The organism is Pseudomonas sp. LBUM1676, assembly GCF_059695605.1.
The window spans coordinates 3772629-3790434 of the sequence record NZ_CP166777.1 but is presented as its reverse complement, the minus strand read 5'-3'; the positions used below and the strand labels follow the sequence as shown (position 1 = coordinate 3790434).

At 59.7% G+C, this 17806-nt stretch carries 16 protein-coding genes, 1 tRNA gene and 1 pseudogene; 6 read left to right on the top strand and 12 right to left on the bottom strand.

Translation table 11 applies throughout. The annotated features are described in order from the left end of the window. Window positions 1-31 precede the first annotated feature (31 nt). The 4 genes from gacA to ACA041_RS17510 all read left to right on the top strand — a co-directional run bounded on the left by gacA (window position 32) and on the right by ACA041_RS17510 (window position 3231). Window positions 32-673 (top strand): response regulator transcription factor GacA, encoded by a 642-nt coding sequence (gene gacA / locus ACA041_RS17525; RefSeq protein WP_047529704.1) that lies wholly within the window; start codon window positions 32-34, stop codon window positions 671-673. Window positions 674-675: 2 nt separating this feature from the next. After that, window positions 676-2499, top strand: coding sequence for an excinuclease ABC subunit UvrC (gene uvrC / locus ACA041_RS17520; RefSeq protein WP_497434606.1), 1824 nt, complete (start codon window positions 676-678; stop codon window positions 2497-2499). Window positions 2500-2531: 32 nt separating this feature from the next. Then, a complete protein-coding gene (pgsA, locus tag ACA041_RS17515) occupies window positions 2532-3092 on the top strand; it encodes a CDP-diacylglycerol--glycerol-3-phosphate 3-phosphatidyltransferase (protein WP_497434601.1) in 561 nt (186 codons plus the stop codon). 63 nt (window positions 3093-3155) lie between these two features. Then, window positions 3156-3231: transfer RNA gene (locus ACA041_RS17510), tRNA-Gly, on the top strand. Window positions 3232-3346: 115 nt separating this feature from the next. Here ACA041_RS17510 and ACA041_RS17505 read toward each other — a convergent pair. After that, window positions 3347-4570 carry a DUF3422 domain-containing protein gene (locus tag ACA041_RS17505; RefSeq protein WP_497434596.1) on the bottom strand — a complete coding sequence of 408 codons (1224 nt, stop codon included), beginning with the start codon at window positions 4568-4570 and terminating at the stop codon, window positions 3347-3349. Window positions 4571-4673: 103 nt separating this feature from the next. Here ACA041_RS17505 and ACA041_RS17500 point away from each other — a divergent pair. Both ACA041_RS17500 and ACA041_RS17495 read left to right on the top strand, forming a co-directional pair. After that, a pseudogene (locus tag ACA041_RS17500) lies at window positions 4674-4790 on the top strand (cation:dicarboxylate symporter family transporter); the annotation flags it as partial. Between the two features lie 313 nt (window positions 4791-5103). Beyond that, window positions 5104-6663: a diguanylate cyclase domain-containing protein gene (locus ACA041_RS17495; protein ID WP_497442102.1), complete on the top strand. Its 1560-nt coding sequence runs from the start codon at window positions 5104-5106 to the stop codon at window positions 6661-6663. A gap of 12 nt (window positions 6664-6675) precedes the next feature. Here the strand turns inward: ACA041_RS17495 and ACA041_RS17490 are convergent, their stop codons facing one another. From ACA041_RS17490 to ACA041_RS17440, 11 genes are all read right to left on the bottom strand, one after another. Beyond that, window positions 6676-7158, bottom strand: coding sequence for a copper chaperone PCu(A)C (locus tag ACA041_RS17490; RefSeq protein ID WP_497442101.1), 483 nt, complete (start codon window positions 7156-7158; stop codon window positions 6676-6678). Between the two features lie 5 nt (window positions 7159-7163). Beyond that, a complete protein-coding gene (locus ACA041_RS17485) occupies window positions 7164-7769 on the bottom strand; it encodes an SCO family protein (protein WP_497434591.1) in 606 nt (201 codons plus the stop codon). 235 nt (window positions 7770-8004) lie between these two features. Beyond that, a complete protein-coding gene (locus ACA041_RS17480; RefSeq protein ID WP_497434587.1) occupies window positions 8005-9042 on the bottom strand; it encodes a DUF2955 domain-containing protein in 1038 nt (345 codons plus the stop codon). Next, entirely contained in the window at window positions 9032-10093 is a 1062-nt protein-coding gene (locus ACA041_RS17475) for an HlyD family secretion protein (RefSeq protein WP_497442100.1), read from the bottom strand. Before ACA041_RS17475 ends, ACA041_RS17480 begins: the two co-directional genes overlap by 11 nt. Before the next feature lie 336 nt (window positions 10094-10429). Next, window positions 10430-11842, bottom strand: a complete 1413-nt coding sequence (locus ACA041_RS17470) for an amidase (protein WP_497434582.1) — start codon at window positions 11840-11842, stop codon at window positions 10430-10432. Beyond that, window positions 11839-13119 carry a Zn-dependent hydrolase gene (locus tag ACA041_RS17465; protein ID WP_497434577.1) on the bottom strand — a complete coding sequence of 427 codons (1281 nt, stop codon included), beginning with the start codon at window positions 13117-13119 and terminating at the stop codon, window positions 11839-11841. The genes ACA041_RS17470 and ACA041_RS17465 overlap by 4 nt, the downstream gene beginning before the upstream one ends. Before the next feature lie 12 nt (window positions 13120-13131). Beyond that, the gene (locus ACA041_RS17460) at window positions 13132-13827 is read right to left on the bottom strand and encodes an ABC transporter ATP-binding protein (protein WP_128871044.1); all 696 of its coding nucleotides are present in this window, start codon (window positions 13825-13827) and stop codon (window positions 13132-13134) included. Continuing rightward, window positions 13827-14588: an ABC transporter ATP-binding protein gene (locus tag ACA041_RS17455; protein ID WP_497434572.1), complete on the bottom strand. Its 762-nt coding sequence runs from the start codon at window positions 14586-14588 to the stop codon at window positions 13827-13829. The genes ACA041_RS17460 and ACA041_RS17455 overlap by 1 nt, the downstream gene beginning before the upstream one ends. After that, the gene (locus tag ACA041_RS17450; protein ID WP_497434568.1) at window positions 14585-15595 is read right to left on the bottom strand and encodes a branched-chain amino acid ABC transporter permease; all 1011 of its coding nucleotides are present in this window, start codon (window positions 15593-15595) and stop codon (window positions 14585-14587) included. Before ACA041_RS17450 ends, ACA041_RS17455 begins: the two co-directional genes overlap by 4 nt. Before the next feature lie 2 nt (window positions 15596-15597). Beyond that, entirely contained in the window at window positions 15598-16458 is an 861-nt protein-coding gene (locus tag ACA041_RS17445) for a branched-chain amino acid ABC transporter permease (protein ID WP_497434564.1), read from the bottom strand. Window positions 16459-16540: 82 nt separating this feature from the next. Continuing rightward, window positions 16541-17743: an ABC transporter substrate-binding protein gene (locus tag ACA041_RS17440; protein WP_497434559.1), complete on the bottom strand. Its 1203-nt coding sequence runs from the start codon at window positions 17741-17743 to the stop codon at window positions 16541-16543. Window positions 17744-17806: the final 63 nt, after the last annotated feature.

Sequence of the window (17806 nt, the reverse complement as noted above, 5' to 3'; positions counted from 1 at the left end):
ACCCAATAAGACCATATCGCGAGGTGTCTGCTTGATTAGGGTGCTAGTAGTCGATGACCATGATCTCGTTCGTACAGGCATTACACGAATGCTGGCTGACATCGATGGCCTGCAAGTGGTCGGTCAGGCTGAATCAGGTGAAGAATCCCTGCTCAAGGCGCGTGAATTGAAACCCGATGTGGTACTGATGGACGTCAAGATGCCGGGAATCGGGGGTCTTGAAGCCACGCGCAAGTTATTGCGCAGTCATCCGGATATCAAGGTCGTCGCGGTCACCGTGTGCGAGGACGATCCGTTTCCGACCAGGTTGTTGCAGGCAGGTGCCGCGGGCTATCTGACCAAGGGTGCCGGGTTGCCGGAAATGGTCCAGGCGATCCGCCTGGTATTTGCCGGGCAACGCTACATCAGCCCGCAGATTGCCCAGCAACTGGCGATCAAATCTTTTCAGCCGACCAACGATTCGCCGTTCGATGCGTTGTCGGAACGGGAAATCCAGATCGCGTTGATGATTGTCGGCTGTCAAAAGGTCCAGATCATCTCCGACAAGCTTTGCCTGTCGCCAAAAACCGTGAATACCTACCGTTACCGCATATTCGAAAAGCTTTCGATCAGCAGTGATGTCGAGTTGACGCTGTTGGCGGTCCGTCACGGCATGGTCGATGCCAGCCTCTGAAAATGACTGAAGCCTTTGATCCAGGTGCCTTTCTGTCCACCGTCAGTGGGCGCCCCGGTGTGTATCGCATGTTCGACAGCGATGCGCGCCTGCTCTACGTCGGCAAGGCCAAGAACCTCAAGAGTCGTCTGTCGAGCTACTTCCGCAAGTCCGGGCTCGCCCCCAAGACCGCGGCGTTGGTCGCACGTATCGCCCAGGTCGAAACGACCATCACGGCCAATGAAACCGAAGCCCTGTTGCTTGAACAGACGCTGATCAAGGAATGGCGTCCGCCCTACAACATTCTGCTGCGCGACGATAAATCCTACCCCTATGTCTTCCTCTCGGACGGTCACTTCCCGCGCCTGAGCATTCATCGCGGTGCGAAGAAGGCCAAGGGTAAATATTTCGGCCCTTATCCCAGCGCCGGAGCGATTCGCGAAAGCCTGAGCTTGCTACAGAAGACCTTTTTCGTGCGCCAGTGCGAGGACAGTTACTACAAAAACCGTACGCGGCCGTGCCTGCAATACCAGATCAAACGCTGCAAGGCACCCTGTGTCGGCCTGGTGGAACCCGAGGTCTACGCCGAAGACGTGCGTCACTCGGTGATGTTCCTCGAGGGGCGCAGCAATGCGCTGACGGACGAGTTGTCCGCGGCCATGGAAGAGGCGGCGATCAACCTCGAGTTCGAGCGTGCCGCCGAGTTGCGCGACCAGATCTCGTTGCTGCGCCGGGTTCAGGATCAGCAGAGCATGGAAGGCGGCACCGGCGATGTCGACGTGATCGCGGCGTTCGTCAATCCGGGCGGCGCCTGCGTGCACTTGATCAGCGTGCGCGGCGGACGAGTGCTGGGCAGCAAGAACTTCTTCCCGCAGGTGGGTATTGAAGAAGACGTTTCTGAAGTCATGGCGGCGTTTCTCGGCCAATACTACGTCAGCAGTCCCGAACGGGACTTGCCGAGCGAGCTGATCGTCAACGTGGTGCACGAGGATTTCCCGACCCTGATCGCGGCCATCGACAAGCTGCGCGGTCGCGAACTGACCATCAGTCACAGGGTCCGTGGTACGCGAGCACGCTGGCAGCAATTGGCGGTCACCAATGCCGAGCAGGCACTGGGTGCGCGGTTGGCCAACCGGCAACATGTTGCAGCACGTTTCGACGCGTTAGCAGAAGTGCTGAACCTGGACGAGCCACCGCAGCGTCTGGAGTGTTACGACATCAGTCACTCCAGCGGCGAGGCGACCGTGGCGTCTTGCGTGGTGTTCGGCCCGGAAGGCCCGATCAAGTCCGATTACCGACGCTACAACATTGAAGGCGTCACCCCCGGCGATGACTACGCGGCGATGCACCAGGCCCTGACCCGACGCTTCAGCAAACTGAAGGACGGGGGGGGCAAGCTGCCGGACATTCTGTTGGTGGACGGCGGCAAGGGCCAACTGTCCATGGCCCGGGATGTGCTCAATGAACTGGCGGTGCCCGACCTGATCCTGCTGGGCGTGGCCAAGGGGGCGACGCGCAAGGCCGGTTTCGAAACTTTGTACCTGAATGATGCCGCCCACGAATTCACCTTGCGCGGCGATTCCCCCGCGCTGCACTTGATCCAGCAGATCCGCGACGAAGCCCACCGTTTTGCGATTACCGGGCACCGCGCCCGTCGTGGCAAAACCCGCCGTACGTCTACGCTTGAGGGTGTCGCCGGCGTTGGCCCGACACGTCGGCGCGATTTGTTGAAACATTTTGGTGGATTGCAGGAGCTGTCTCGTGCCAGCATCGAAGAGATCGCCAAAGCACCCGGGATCAGTAAAAAGCTCGCAGAGTTGATTTATGCAAATCTGCACAGCGAGTAGAATGCCACCTCACCTCGTAGCCAGTTGTGCCGATGAATATCCCTAATCTGATTACCGTTCTACGCGTCCTGCTCATTCCGATCTTTATTTTGCTGTTTTACCTGCCTTACCACTGGAGCTACCTGGCATCCGCCTCGGTGTTCGCCTTTGCTGCCGCCACAGACTGGCTGGACGGGTACCTGGCCCGCCGTCTGGAGCAAAGCACGCCATTCGGGGCCTTCCTCGATCCGGTGGCCGACAAGCTGATGGTCGCCGTGGCGCTGGTGTTGCTGGTACAGGAACACGGCAACCTGTGGCTCACGCTGCCGGCCGCCGTCATCATCGGTCGCGAGATCGTGGTCTCGGCGTTGCGCGAATGGATGGCCGAACTCGGCGCCCGCGCTCACGTCGCGGTGTCGAACCTGGGCAAATGGAAAACCGCCGCGCAGATGCTGGCGCTGGTGATCCTGCTGGCCAACCCGTCGGACTTCACCTTCTGGGTCCTGGTGGGCTACGCCTTGCTGCTGGTATCCGCCGGCCTGACGTTGTGGTCCATGATCCAGTATTTGCGGGCTGCCTGGCCGCATCTGAAGACCGATGCAGAAAAGAAATAAAACTTTTTTGAATCAAAGGCTTGACGGCGCTTCTGAATTCTATAGAATGCGCCACACCAAGACGCGGGAATAGCTCAGTTGGTAGAGCACGACCTTGCCAAGGTCGGGGTCGCGAGTTCGAGTCTCGTTTCCCGCTCCAAATATTGCTCTACAGGCTTCTATCGAGATCTGTAGAGACTGAAAAAAAGAGGCTTCGGCCTCTTTTTTTCGTTCCGGAAAATTGCACCGCGTTCGCTGCGCAATCCTGCGCCTTATCAATGCCCTTTGGCTTTCTTGATACGCAGAATGATCAGCGTGAGGATGGCGACCGCGAGAGGCGTCATGGCCAGCATGGCCTCCCGCGGAGTCACCTCGGCTCCGAGCAGGTGCAGCCCCCAGTAGCCAAGCTTGAGCAGGTTCACCAGGTAGTAAGTGATGGCGATTATCGACAGACCTTCTACGGCGCGCTGGATCTTGATCTGGGCATCGGCGCGGCTGTTCAGGCTTTTGAGAATTTCCGAGTTCTGTTCTTCCATTTCCACCTGAACCCGGGCCTGCAACAGGTCGCCGAGGTTGGCCACGCTTTTCGCCAGATGCTCCAACCGCTGTTCAGTGGCGGTGCAGTACCTGACGGTGGGTTTGAAGCGGCGTTCGATGAACACCCCCAGGCGCTGGCAATCGCCTACGTGACTTTCCCGTAACTCACCCAGGCGCTCGTACACCAGTTGGGCATAGGCCTGGGTGGCGCTGAAGCGATGGCGGGTTTTCGCGCTGCTGCTGACCACTTGGGCTGAAAGGTTGGAGATATCCGCCAGCAGGGCTTTCGCGTTACCGCTGTCGGCGTCGGTGCTGGCGTTACGCTCGGACAGGGTGACCAGGGTCTTGTCAAAGACATCGAGTTGCGTGCTCAAGGTCTTGGCCGTGGTCAACGACAGCGAGGCCATCATGCGGTAAGTCTCGATTTCCAGCAGGCGACGGATCATCCGCCCCTGGCGGTAAGCGTTGAGGCGCCGGTTGACGAACAGAAGGTGGTTGCTGCCGTCTTCGTGCAGACGAAAATCGCTCCAGACCACCGCATCGCCACCGCCCACGCAGGAACCGCACGGGTCCTTGAAGCCGTAGCGGGCGAGGTCCAGTCCGGCCTCGCCACGCACTACGATCTGCACCGAGTTGATCAGTTGCGGCAAATGCGCTTCGACCTTTTGCTTCAGCACCTCGGGCAACAGTGTCCAGGACAGTTCATCACTGGTTGATGTGACCACCAGGGTCAGGGTGAAGAACTCGGCATGGCGCTCCCATTTGAGTGGGTGGCCGTCGAGTTGGGTGATGCCTTGGGCGGCATGAGGATCGATCGGGCCAGGGCAGCAGTGCTCCAGCAGCGCATTACACTCCCGCTCTGCGCCGAGGAATGCCAGATGAAACACATGGGCCGGCTCGTCGAAATACAATGACGGTCGCGCGTGCAGTTCGTTGTGCAGGGTTTTTCTTTGCGGATGCATGTTGTCCGGACTTGGTCGACTGCTTTGGTTAATGGGACAGGTCAGCGAACTCAAGAGTCACCGTCATAGCGGGATAATTTTCCGTTTAGCTGAAGATGGCGCGCAGATGAAACCGCTGGGCGACACGTTCATCAAGCTCATCAAGATGCTCATCGCTCCAATCATCTTCTGCACGGTCGTCAGCGGCATCGCGGGCATGCAGAACCTGAATTTGCGAGGGTGGTGCATTGATCAGCGTGATTGGCAATGGCGTCGCGACACTGTTCGTTGCTCGTTGAGAGGGTGTTCTCGATCGGGAACAACTCAAACGCGAGCAGGGCCAGGTTTACGTTCTGGATTTGCGAGTGATGCGAACCATTCCCAAGCCTTGCGCTGGTCATCGGAAATTGATGAAGATCACTTGCTGAAGTGGCCTATAGCCGCTATTGCTGTAGGGATCAAAACTCAAATCCGCTCCTGCAGGCCCGACCACCCGCTGGATTCAGAGGCTGGCCCAGGGACTACGCACGCACTGCGCATGGAAAATCAGGATGATGTTGACGAAACGGCGCAGCTCCTTGGTGGGTTTCATCATTCTGGCGGTCGGCCTGGTCGGGTTTTCGGCGTTGTTACTGCTCAAGTCCGAGACTCAACGCAGGGAAACGCGCTTCTCGGAATACGTGCAGAATATTTCCGGCACGGTACGCAATCAGCTTGATACCAATGAAGCCGTGCTCGCGGGTTTCTCTGCGTTTCTCCAGGCCGTCGATCAGAGCGATACCGAAGCTGCGGCCCGTTATGCGGCAGCCGTTCTATCAGCTTACCCCCATATTTACATGCTCGAGGCGGCGAGGGCGGTGCCTATCGCCGATGAGGCTGCCTTTGAGGCTCTGCTGCGCCGCACCTGGCGGCCCGACTTTGAACTCAAGGATTTTCCGAGCCTCACTCAACAACCTGCCCAGCATCAGGCCTATCTCAGTGAGACCTGGCCTGTGTTGTTCATGTACCCGTTATTGCCCGAATCCAGTTCGATCTATGGCGTCAGGCTGGAAACCGTTGCCTATCTCTCCTATGCGCTGGCTCGGACACACAATAATCAGAAGCCGGTCGTATCACCTGTGTTCTCGATGTACGAGGGTGGCAGCGCTTACATTCTGATGCAGTCAGTCAGTCGGACAGAACGGGTACGAGAGAACACGCTGCCCAATTTTTTTGGTAGCACGATGGTGTCTTTGCTGTTGATCAAGACGGGCTCGCTGTTGGAAGCGGTGAACAATGCCAACGTAGATCCACTGGTTCACATCAGTGCTGTCCTGAAAACCCCTGCAGGATCTGAAAGCAATGTGTTTTCAACGCAGACCGAACAAGCCGGCTTCCTGGATCGCCTGTTCCTGCCGCGTCTGGATGACCGGGTCGAGATCAGGAGTGTTTCGCAACCGATGACCTTGCTGTTTGAGCGTCAGTTGCGTCTGGGCGATGTGCTGACTGCGGAAACATTGATCATCCTTGCGGCTCTGGCAGGGGCGCTTGTGCTGATGCCGGTGGTATTGATCCGCCATTTCAAGGCGATAGAAAGGGCAGAGCTCGAACACGAACGCTCGGCCTATCTCGCCACCCATGATGTGCTCACCCAATTGCCTAATCGCTACCTTTTCGCGGATCGCTTTGATCAGGCCTATGCCGATTGGAAATTCAACGGGATTGCGTTTGCCGTGATGTTGATCGACCTGGATCACTTCAAGGACATCAACGACCAGTATGGCCATGAGGTCGGCGATCAGGTTCTCTGGGCGGTCGCCAATCGCATGCTTCAGGCCACTCGTTCATGTGACACCGTCGCACGCTACGGCGGAGATGAATTTGTGGTGCTGATCACTAATATCACCACCACAGAAAGTGCTGAAGTCAGAGCTGAGAGGATGCTGGAAGCCATCGCGCAGCCGGTCGAAACCACCGTGGGGGAGCTGAAACTCTCGTGCAGCATTGGCGTGTCGCTGTGTCCTGTCCATGGCAAGAAGCTCGATACATTGCTCAACGCCGCGGATCGGGCCATGTATGCCGTCAAGGAACTGGGGCGAAAAGGAATAGCAATGACGGACACTCGTGCGGTCTGATAGTTGATGGATTCAATGCATCTTGCTGTGATCAGGCATATTCAGTGCCCGTGCCTGGGCTTGCACCGTGATCGATTCGGTTTCACCTGCGGCATTCTCGACGGTGAGCACCAGCGGCACTTTGTCGCCTTCTTTGACTTGAGCGACCAGGTCGATAAGCATCACGTGATAGCCATGAGGATCCAGCGCCACCGCTTTTCCGGCAGGCAAGGCCACGAACTCGACGGGTTGCATGCTCATCACGTCGTTTTTCATGCTGGACTGGTGAATCTGCACGATCCTGGCCGCAGATGACTGTACGCCAATCAGCTTGCTGTCGCCGCTCGCCGTGACTGTCATGAACGCCCCGGTTGCTTGTTGTCCTGCAACGGTGGCGCGTATCCAGGCATCTTCTACCTGAACCTGGGCTGAAACCTGAAAAGCCAATCCCAGCAAGGAAAGCCCAAGCACGAACTGTTTCAGGTGCGCATTGATAGCGGGAATAACGGCATTCATGTTCACTAGCAGACCTCCATGACGGTCAGCAGATCTTCCGTGCACTCTTGTGCAGAAAGCGAATGGGATAATCCAAGGCGCAACGTGCCCCTGGAGTCATAAACGAAGCTGGTGGCTGTGTGTGAAAGCGTATAGGTGGACCCGCTCGGAATCTTTTCATAGAACACACCGAACTCTTTAGCCGTTGCAGCCGTTTCCTCCAGGGTCCCATAGAGCGCGACAAACGAAGGGTCAAAGGTCTTGACGTAGGCGTCCAGTACCGCCGGTGTATCCCGTTCAGGATCAAGGGTGATAAAAATGACCTGGAGACGATCACCGTCCTTACCCATCAGCTTCTTGATCTGCACTGCCCGGGCCAGGGCCGTAGGGCATACCGCCGGGCATTGGGTGAAGCCGAAAAACACCATCGGCATCATGCCTCGATAGCTCGAGAGGGTCGTCAGGTTGCCTTCAGTGTCCTTCAACTTGAAGGTCCGCCCAAGGATCTGATCGCTCAGGTCCTTGCCGTATCTGTACGACAGCTTGACGCTGTTGTCGCAACCACTGAGAAGGCCAAGACTGAGCAAGCCAATACCTGCAACCACCTTGCGGCGAGTCAAACAAACACTCATGTCCTGCAAACCTTTAGCTGAGCCCTGCAGTCCAGCGGACCGTACGGCTGATTAATCTCGATAGGGAAACTGATGATCCATGTCAGCCAAACCGGGCGGGAGTCTAACAATTCCAGCGAGTCTTGATAACTTGCGACATTCTGCCGCAGTCAGTGGCTCTGGATCATTCTGCCCTTCAAGATCTTCCAGCCAGCCGCCTGGAACTCATCCGTTAACAGAATGAACGTTGGCCAGATCAATGGCTCATGTGTCGAGTCACAGCGAATCGATTGAGAAATCCATGAATCAGGAAAACAAGCGTCAGGGTCAGGACGACCGAGATCGATACCGAGGTAAACCGATAAAAGATATCGAACATGATGTCATGGGAGGGCGTCAGGTATTGGCCGAACAAAATGGCCAGAGTGGTGATGGCACCAAAGCCTATTCCCGGCAGCCCTTTTTCCATGGAATGCCAACGGGCGCAGACCATCAAGGCCACCCAGAACATCACGAGAACCAGGGGCAAAATGTCATGATGGTTGTAGAGCAGCAGCTGCATGATGAAGCCCACTGCGCAGCCCATGAGCGTGCCTATTGCACGAATCCGTCCGGCGAAATGCGCGCCTTTCCAGTGCATGGGAAACAGGATGAGGATGCTTGCCACTTGCGCCGACAATGAGTCTTGCAGATCCAGGCATTGAAAGGTGACAAACGACGCGGTAGCGACCGCTGCACCCAGCAGGGCTTCATGGCGCTGGCTGGGCAGGTCTTTTTCTGTCGGTTGCCTGGGGCTGTGAGGTGTTGCATCTGGAAACAGGTAGAACATCAGGCCGGCGATCGCCGCCGAAAGCCAGATCGCCGCGCCATTGCACCACAGCAGATCGATGACATCGGTTTGCGGATAGCTGGAAAAGTGCAGCAGGATCGAGAGGAACACCGCGCTCAGAGCGCTGAAGAAAAACAACGGCCCTTTCGCCATTAGCGCAAAGCGATAGAGAAACAGCAGGAACACGATGGGCACCGCCAACACCGGTCGATCACCGAACAGCCCATATAGCACCCCGACCTCCACGCTGACCACCACGCCCTGTGCCAAAAACTGGCGAACCAGATGGGCATTCAAGGTCGGGACCAGGCCAAGGAGCAACATCGGATAGACGCAAAAAAAAGCGCCATATTCCAGATTGAAAACCTTGCAGATAAACAACCCCAACGTGCCACCGCCAGCAATGCGCAGGCATTGGCGCAGGTCGTTTTCGCTCAGGCGATGGGGGCCCGACTCAGTAGACATAATGGATAATGCTGACAAGGCGGATTTGCAGCGCACCCATCAGGCGTGCCAGCACATTGTCACTGGAAAAGAGCTGCACGGTGGCCTTCGCGCCAGAGGGCAACGAGGGCGGAAGATCGGTATCGAACACCAGGTGAATGCGTTGGCGTTGCGCATCCCTGACCCATCGATCCGATTGCAGGGGCGCGGCCAGATCGCCGTTTGCGTCGATCTGTCCTTCTTTCACCCCCGACTCCAGGTGGCTGACTTTGGCCGCGAAGATTTCCCCTGGCCGGGCATCGAACACCACTGAAGCCGTTGTGCCTGGCAGCGCGTAGCGCAACGCCTTTTCCCTGAAGTCCGCCGTGACATCGGCATTGTCTTCCACCAGCGCCATGACGGATGCACCGGCCTGGAGGTACGCCCCGGGACTGAGCTGCAAATTGCCCACCACGCCGGCACGTTCAGCCCGGACTTCGCTGTAGTCCAGTTGCAGTCGGGCCTGCTCCAGCGTGTTATGCGCCTGACGGACGTGAACATTGTCGTCGCCGGGGCCACCTCGGCGTGCCTTGGTTTCATCAATGGTGCTGGACGCGGCCCTGACTTGCGCCTGGGCAATAACCAGGCTGGCGTTGATCTGGTCCCGCAGCTGTGTAGAAACGAAGTTTTTGTCATGCAAGGTTCGGATGCGACCCGCCTGAGCCGTCAACTCCTGAACCTTGGCCTTTGCGGCGGACAAGTCGGCCTGTGCTGCACCGAGGTTTGCATCGCGCTCCGAGTAATCCTGACGGGCGCGCTCGACCATCAACTGCGCTTCCTTGACCTTCAAAACAAAAGGGCGGGGATCCAGCCGAAACAGTAACTGTCCAGCCTCGACATGCTGATTATTGGCCACGTTCACTTCTATCACCTGGCCCGACACGCGAGGCGCGATACGCACAACGGAACGCGTCAATTGCGCCTGGGGAGTGAGCGGCATAAAGAGGTCTGCCGCCAGGAAATAGATGAACAGGGCGGTCAATATCAAAATGGCAAAACGGACGTGTCGGGCAAATCGTTGGTCAGGGGTCATGGCAACTTGCATAAAGCGTTCATGGGCAATCCGTTGATTGATTGTCGAGCGAGTCTTGTTTGATCGTCGTCTTGATTTAAGTGCACCCACCGGCCACGAGACCAACAAAGGCATGCAACGAGCAGGAGGAGGGCATGGCGACAGATGTTACCCAGTGCAGGCAAAACAGGAGTATGTAAAATCCTGATAGTCCCAATCCATGCAAGCAATAGTCTGGGTGGGCGGATGCATGGCGAACGCCGGGTTGGAAGGGTGACTGGAGTGCGGCTCTGTGTTCGGGATGGACGATTCAGAAAGCGGGTCTACGTCCAGGACCCGCTCCTTCTGCGCAAGGTTTCAGCCTTTCAGCATAGGCTGCCGCGGATGGGGACTTGGAAATGCCTGTTCGTAGGCACGGCATACGCGTAGCACCTGATCATCGGCAAAGCGCGCACCGACCACGTGCAAGCCGACAGGCAACCCGTCCTGCGCGAAGCCGCACGGCACTGACGCGGCCGGCTGCTGGGTCAGGTTGAAGGGGTAGCTGAAGGGCGTCCACTCCATCCATTCGCCCAGGCCAGAGTCCGGCGCAACGTTGTGTCCGGCAGCGAAGGCGGTGATCGGCAGCGTCGGTGACACCAGCAGGTCGTAGCGGCTATGGAACTCAGCCATATGCGCCACCAGCGCCGCGCGGGCCTCCAAAGCCAGGGTGTAGTCGTGGAGGCTGATGCGTTCACCTTGTTCGGCAATGCGCAGCAGGCCGGGGTCGAGTTGTGCGCGTTGTGCCTGGCTCAGTTGTCCGGCCAGTCGCGCGGCGCCGGCGAACCACAGGGTGTTGAACAACTCCAGCGGATTGCTGAAACCCGGGTCGACCTGCTCGACGTGCGCGCCCAATTGCGCCAGGCGTTCCACCGCCTGGGCCACCACCCGGGCCACCTGCGGATCGACCTTCACGTAACCGAAGTCCGGGCTGTAGGCAATGCGCAAGCCTTTGAGGTCATGGCTCTCGGACAGCCAGGGCGTGCTGCGTGGTGCTCCGGACAGGCCGTCCCGGCTATCCGGCCGAGCGACGGTTTGCAGCATCAGCACCGCATCGTCGACGGTGCGGGTCATCGGCCCCAGGTGCGAGAGCAAGGTCATGGCGCTGGCCGGCCACTGGGGGACGTAACCGAAGGTCGGCTTGAGCCCGAAGGTGCCGGTGAAGGCGCAGGGAATGCGGATCGAACCGCCGGCATCGCTGCCCTGGTGCAGCACCCCGAGGTTCAACGAAGCGGCAGCCGCCGCACCGCCGGAGGACCCGCCGGCCGTCATGCGCGTGTCCCAGGGGTTGCGGGTGATGCCGTACAGCGGGTTGTCGGTCACACCTTTCCAGCCGAATTCCGGGGTGGTGGTCTTTCCCAGCAGCACCGCGCCGGCGTTGCGCATAAATGCCGGGAAGGGCGCATCCACTTCCCAGGGGCCGGTGGCAGAAGTGGTTTTCGAACCCTTGCGCGTGGGCATGCCACGGGTCAGGGTCAGGTCCTTGATCGATGCCGGCACACCGTCCAGTGCGCCGCACGGCTGGCCCTTGAGCCAGCGCTGTTCAGAGGCCCGCGCCGCTTCCAGCGCGCCTTCCTGATCGACATGGCAATAGGCGTTGACGTGCGGATTGAAGCGCTCGATGCGCCCCAGGACATCCTCGGTCACCTCCACCGGCGACAGGCGCTTGTCGCGGTAATGGGCCAGTAGCTCGACGCCACTCATCTCGGCGATTTCGGTGGATTGCTTCATGCCGCCTGTCCTCCTTGGGCCGCGTTGACCATGGCCCGTAACAATACGGCGCAACCGTCGGCCAGGTCCTGGGGCGCGGCGTTTTCGATTTCGTTGTGGCTGATGCCACCCTCACAGGGCACGAAGATCATCCCGGCCGGGCCCAGCTCGGCGACGAAGATCGCGTCGTGTCCGGCGCCGCTGACAATGTCCATGTGGCTCAGGCCCAACTGTTCGGCACCCTGGCGCACGGCGGCGACACAGGCAGGGTCAAAGTCCAGCGGCGGGAAGTCGGCAGTAGGGGTCAGTTCGAAGCTCAAACCGTGCTGCAGGCAGGTGGCATCGATCACCTGGCACACCTCATCGACCATGGCTTGCAGCTTGTCGGCATGCAAGTGGCGCAGATCGATGGTCATGTGCACCTGACCGGGAATCACATTACGCGAGCCAGGGTGCAAGGTCAGGCAACCGACGGTGCCGCAGGCGTGAGGCTGTTGCGCATGGGCGATGCGGTTCACCGCGCCGACCACCTGCGCGGCGCCGACGAGGGCGTCCTTGCGCAGGTGCATCGGAGTCGGCCCGGCATGGGCTTCCACCCCGGTCAGGGTCAGGTCGAACCATTTCTGCCCGAGGCAGCCCATGACCACGCCGATGGTGGTCTCACGGTCTTCCAGTACCGGACCCTGTTCGATGTGTGCCTCGAAATAGGCACCCACCGGATGGCCGAGCACCGCCCGCGAACCGGCATAGCCGATGCGCTGCAACTCGCTGCCCACCGACAGTCCCTGTTCATCCTGCTTGCACAGGGTGTCCTCGAGATCGAACTTACCGGCGAATACCCCCGAGCCCATCATGCACGGCGGGAATCGTGAGCCTTCTTCGTTGGTCCAGACCACCACCTCGATCGGCGCCTCGGTCTGCACGCCGAGGTCGTTGAGGGTACGGATCACCTCCAGTCCGGCCATCACCCCGTAGCAACCGTCAAACTTGCCGCCGGTGGGCTGGGTGTCGATATGGCTACCGGTCATCACGGGGGCTCGCTCGGGATTGCGTCCGGCGCGGCGGGCGAAAATATTGCCGATGCCATCGATACTGACGGTGCAACCGGCCTCTTCGCACCAGCGCACGAACAGGTCACGGGCCTGCCGGTCTAGGTCAGTCAGGGCCAGGCGACAGACGCCGCCCTTGGCGGTGGCGCCCAGCTGCGCAAGGTCCATCAGCGATTGCCAGAGACGTTCGCGGTTGATCAGCGGGGCGCTGTTTTGCAACTCGGACGCATAAACTATCGGATTGTTCATTGCATCTCTCCGTCAGGCGCTCAGGGCCAGGTAGCGGTTCTTGATGGTCGGGTCGGCGCGGAAGTCAGCGGCGCTGCCTTCGTAAACCACACGGCCCTGTTCGAGGACGTAATGGCGGTCGGCGAGCTTGTCGCAGACCATCAGGTTCTGTTCCACCAGCAGCACCGGCAGGCCATCGTCCTTGATCTTGCGCAGGATTTTCACCAGCTCATCGACGATCACTGGCGCCAGGCCTTCGGTGGGTTCGTCGAGGATCAGCAGCTTCGGGTCATTGAGCAGGGCGCGGGCGATGGCCAGCATCTGCTGCTCGCCGCCGGACAGCGCGTGGCCGGCGTTTTTGCGCCGTTCCTTGAGGCGCGGGAACATGGCGTAGACATCCTCCAGCTGCCAGCGGCTGGTTTTGCGCTGGGCGATACGCAGATTTTCCTCGACGCTGAGTAAGCGGAAGATGCCTCGATGTTCCGGTACCAATGCCAGACCCTGGCGGGCGATCTCGAAGATCTTCTGGCCGACCAGCTCCTGACCATTGAAACGGATCTGCCCCTGACGCGGGCAGATGATCCCGAGGATGCTGCGCAGGGTCGTGGTCTTGCCGGCGCCGTTGCGTCCCAGCAGGGTCACCAGTTCACCGGCGTTGACCTGCAGCGAGACGCCTTCGAGGACGTGGCTCTTGTCGTAGTAGGAATGGATGTTCTCGACGGTCAGCATCAGGCGGCTTCTCCCAGATAGGCGATGCGTACGCGCTCGTCGGCACGGACGAATTCCGGTGTGCCTTCGACCAGGATCTGGCCGTGGCTCATGACGGTGATGCGTTGGCTGATCGACATGACAATGCTCATGTTGTGTTCGATCAGCAGCACGGTGTGATCGCGGCCCAGGTCGCTGATCAGTTGGGTCATGATCGGGATGTCGTCGATGCCCATGCCAGAGGTTGGCTCATCGAGCATCAGCAGCTTTGGCTTGGAACAGATCGACATCCCGACCTCCAGCACACGCTGCTGGCCGTGGGACAGTTCACCAGCGAGGGTGTCGGCGCGTGTCGTCAGCTGCAGGCGTTCGAGCACCTGATCGGCCATCTCCAGGTGTTCGCGGCGGCTGTCGACGTGACGCCAGAAGTTCAGCGCCGCCAGGCCATCGCGGCCCTGGGCGGCCAGGCGCAGGTTTTCCCGCACGCTGAGGTTCTGGAACAAACTGGTCAACTGGAACGAACGCGCCATGCCCAGACCGACGCGGCCGTGAGCCGGTTTCTTGATGATGTTTTTGCCGTTGAACAGGATGGTCCCGGCGGTGGCCTGGCGTTCACCGGTCAGGCAGTGGAACAGGCTGGTCTTGCCGGCACCGTTGGGGCCGATGATGGTGTGGATGGTGCCGGCCTCGACCTTCAGGTTGACGCCGTTGACCGCATGAAAGGCGCCGTAGGCCAGTTCAAGGTCGCGGGTTTCCAACAGGTACTGTGCAGGGGTGTTCATAAGAGTTTCTCCTCGGCCGGCACGGCCGTCTTGCGCTGACCCTTGAGGCGTTCGAACAGACTCGACAGCCCGCCCCACAACCCGCCGCGCATGAACACCACCACCAGGATCAGGATGATGCCCAGGAGCATCAGCCAGCGTGGCCAGAGATCGGAGAGGAATTCACCCAGCAGCACGATGGAGCCGGCGCCCAGCAACGAGCCGAACAGCGAACCGGTGCCGCCGACGATAGTCATGATCAGAATGTGTTCCGACATCGCCAGATCGATATTCGACAGCGGTACAAAATGCAGGAGCATGGCGTACAGCGCCCCGGCGATCCCGGTCACGGCGCCGGACAGCATGAACACCAGGATCTTGAAATGCCGGGTGTCGTAGCCGATGGCGGCGGCACGGGTTTCGTTCTCGCGGATCGCCATCAGCGTGCTGCCGAATGGCGAAGCAATCACCCGCCGGGCGCCGATGAAGATCAGCAGAAACAGCACCGCGACGAACCCGTAGAAGTAACGGGCGTCGCTCAGCGACAGCAGCACCGTGTCGCCGATGCGGATTTCCGGGCGCGGCACGCTGAGCAGGCCGTTGTCGCCGCCGGTCCAGTCGCTCAGGGTGTAGGCGATGAAGTAGGCCATCTGACTGAACGCCAGGGTCAGCATCACGAAATAGATGCCGGTGCGACGAATCGCCAGGGCACCTACCAGTAACGCCAGCACCGCGCCGGCCAGTGCGGCACCGAGCAGGGCGCTGATCAACCCCAGTTGCAGGTGAATCATCAACAACGCGGCGCAGTAGGCACCCGCACCGAAGAAGATGCCTTGGCCAAATGAAAGCAGCCCGGTGTATCCCAGCAGCAGGTTACAGGCCAGCGCCGCCAGGGCGAAGATCAGGATTTCCGTGGCCAGGGTCGCCGATGGCAGCACCAGCGGCAGACCGATCAGCACCGCAATCACCAACAGCAGCATGGAGCGCGACTGAGTCTTGGCAAAGGGCAGGGGATTTTTCTCGCTCATGCTCATGCTCTCCCGAAGAGGCCGTAGGGACGGACTAGAATCACCGCCGCCATGGCGCCGTAAATCATCAGGCTGGCGCCCTGGGGCCAGATAGTGGTCATCAGGCTTTGCACCACGCCGACCAACAAACCGCCGACCAGCGCACCGCTGAACGAGCCCATGCCGCCGATCACCACCACCACGAACGCGACCCCGAGGATCTCCGGGCCGACAAAGGGTTGGGCGCCGCGCAAGGGCGCAAACAGCACCCCGGCGACACCCGCCAGGGCGACGCCGAGGGCGAAGGTCATGGAGAACAGCCGGAAGATGTTGGTGCCCAGCAGCGATACCGTTTCAGTGCTTTCACTGCCGGCCCGCACCAACGCGCCGAAACGTGTGCACTCCAACAGCAGCCACAATGTCAGTCCGATCAATCCGGAAAAGACAATCAGGAACAAGCGGTAGTAGGGGTACACGAAGTCGCCGATGATCAACACGCCGCGCAGCAGTTCCGGCACCGCCACGCTTTTGCCCACCGGGCCCCAGATCAGCACGCTGGCTTCCTGGATAATCAGCGCGATGCCAAGGGTCACCAGAATCTGGAAAGTATGGGGTAGGTGGTAGATCCTCTGGATCAATAATCGCTCGATGGCCCAGGCCAGGACGGCCACCACCAGCGGCGCAAGCAGCAGTGCCAGCCAGAAGCTTCCACTCAGGCTGACGACGGTGTAGCAGATGTAAGCGCCGAGCACGAAAAACGCGCCGTGGGCGAAGTTGACGAAGTTCAACAGGCCGAAAATGATCGTCAAGCCGACGGCGATCAGGAAGTAGATCATCCCCAGGCCAAGGCCATTGAGGATCTGGAACAGGTAAAGATTGAGCATGCAGGTACCCTCTGCAGGAGGCCGGCCGACTAAGGCGTCACCCGGCCCGCTGCCTGTGGCAAGCGGTAGAAAGTTTCTCGAGTCAGCCCAGGACGCAGCCGGTCGCATCTGCCGGCGGGAACGAGCGGCCGGAGCTGACGATTTGCGCCAGGTCATCCTTGTCGCGCATCTCGGCAGCGGCCTTGCCCACTAACAGGTAGTAATCCTTGATCACCTGGTGATCGCCGGCGCGGATCGACTCCTGGCCAGTCGGGCCTTCATAGCTCAAGCCCTGCATGGCCTTGGCCACGGTAGGGCCGTCGAAGCTGCCGGTGGCGATGATGCTTTCAAGCATGATCCTGGTGCCGATGTAATCGGCCGCCAGAGGGTAGGTGGGATTGATGCCGTATCTGGCCTGGGTGATCTTTACCAGCTCGCGGTTGAGCGGGGTATCGACCTGGTGCCAGTACTGGGCGCCGAGGTAGACGCCTTCGAGTACGTCGCTGCCCAGCTCCTGGAACTGGTCGAGTCCGGCGGACCACACCAGCAGCACTTTCATGCGTTCCTTGATGCCGAAGTTCACTGCCTGGCGCAAGGCATTGGAGGACTGGCTGCCGAAGTTGAGCAGCACCAGCACGTCAGGCCGGGCGGCGATGGCGTTGGTCAGGTAACCGGAAAATTCCTGCTCCTGCAAAGAGTGATAGCTATTGCCGATGTGCTCGATGCCATGCTCGGCGCACACCTGTTTCGCACCGGCAAGCAGCGCTTCGCCGAATACGTATTGTGGGGTGATGGTGTACCAGCGCTTGGCGTTGGGCAGCAGCTTGATCAGCGGCACCATGGTTTCGCGAATGGCACCATAGGTCGGCACCGACCAGCGAAAGGTCGAGGCGTTGCAGTCCTTGCCGGTGACCTCATCAGCCCCCACCGGCGTCATGAACACACCGCCAACCTTGCCCACTTCCTTGGCCACCGCCAGTGCCGAAGACGATAGGGTACAACCCTGGAAAAAACGCGCGCCATCCTGGGCAATCGCCTCCTGGACTTTGCGCACTGCCTTGCCGGCGTTGCCTTCAGTGTCGATTACCTTGTAGTTCAGCGGCCGGCCGAGCAACGTCGGGTGTTGCTCCACCGCCAGGCGCGAGCCCATGTCGGCGAACTTGCCGTAACTGGCGAAAGCGCCGGACATCGATTTAAGCCCATAAAACGTAAAGGGCTCGGCGGCAAACGCATGACGTACACCCAGCGGAAGGCTGAGGGCTCCGGCAACGGTCAGACTGGCTTTCAACAACGTACGACGCTGCATGGGGTAACTCCCTGGATTAATTATTGGCAGGAGTGGCAATGGCAAAACGGCGCATCACGGCCT

What these genes read in the sequence shown, in the direction of transcription:
- ACA041_RS17440 (WP_497434559.1), bottom strand. Translation starts at nt 17,743, where the DNA reads ATGCAGCGTCGTACGTTGTTGAAAGCCAGTCTGACCGTTGCCGGAGCC.
- uvrC (WP_497434606.1), top strand. Translation starts at nt 676, where the DNA reads ATGACTGAAGCCTTTGATCCAGGTGCCTTTCTGTCCACCGTCAGTGGG.
- ACA041_RS17495 (WP_497442102.1), top strand. Translation starts at nt 5,104, where the DNA reads ATGTTGACGAAACGGCGCAGCTCCTTGGTGGGTTTCATCATTCTGGCG.
- ACA041_RS17470 (WP_497434582.1), bottom strand. Translation starts at nt 11,842, where the DNA reads ATGAAGCAATCCACCGAAATCGCCGAGATGAGTGGCGTCGAGCTACTG.
- ACA041_RS17460 (WP_128871044.1), bottom strand. Translation starts at nt 13,827, where the DNA reads ATGCTGACCGTCGAGAACATCCATTCCTACTACGACAAGAGCCACGTC.
- ACA041_RS17465 (WP_497434577.1), bottom strand. Translation starts at nt 13,119, where the DNA reads ATGAACAATCCGATAGTTTATGCGTCCGAGTTGCAAAACAGCGCCCCG.
- ACA041_RS17445 (WP_497434564.1), bottom strand. Translation starts at nt 16,458, where the DNA reads ATGCTCAATCTTTACCTGTTCCAGATCCTCAATGGCCTTGGCCTGGGG.
- ACA041_RS17480 (WP_497434587.1), bottom strand. Translation starts at nt 9,042, where the DNA reads ATGTCTACTGAGTCGGGCCCCCATCGCCTGAGCGAAAACGACCTGCGC.
- ACA041_RS17490 (WP_497442101.1), bottom strand. Translation starts at nt 7,158, where the DNA reads ATGAATGCCGTTATTCCCGCTATCAATGCGCACCTGAAACAGTTCGTG.
- ACA041_RS17485 (WP_497434591.1), bottom strand. Translation starts at nt 7,769, where the DNA reads ATGAGTGTTTGTTTGACTCGCCGCAAGGTGGTTGCAGGTATTGGCTTG.
- ACA041_RS17455 (WP_497434572.1), bottom strand. Translation starts at nt 14,588, where the DNA reads ATGAACACCCCTGCACAGTACCTGTTGGAAACCCGCGACCTTGAACTG.
- ACA041_RS17505 (WP_497434596.1), bottom strand. Translation starts at nt 4,570, where the DNA reads ATGCATCCGCAAAGAAAAACCCTGCACAACGAACTGCACGCGCGACCG.
- pgsA (WP_497434601.1), top strand. Translation starts at nt 2,532, where the DNA reads ATGAATATCCCTAATCTGATTACCGTTCTACGCGTCCTGCTCATTCCG.
- ACA041_RS17450 (WP_497434568.1), bottom strand. Translation starts at nt 15,595, where the DNA reads ATGAGCGAGAAAAATCCCCTGCCCTTTGCCAAGACTCAGTCGCGCTCC.
- ACA041_RS17475 (WP_497442100.1), bottom strand. Translation starts at nt 10,093, where the DNA reads ATGACCCCTGACCAACGATTTGCCCGACACGTCCGTTTTGCCATTTTG.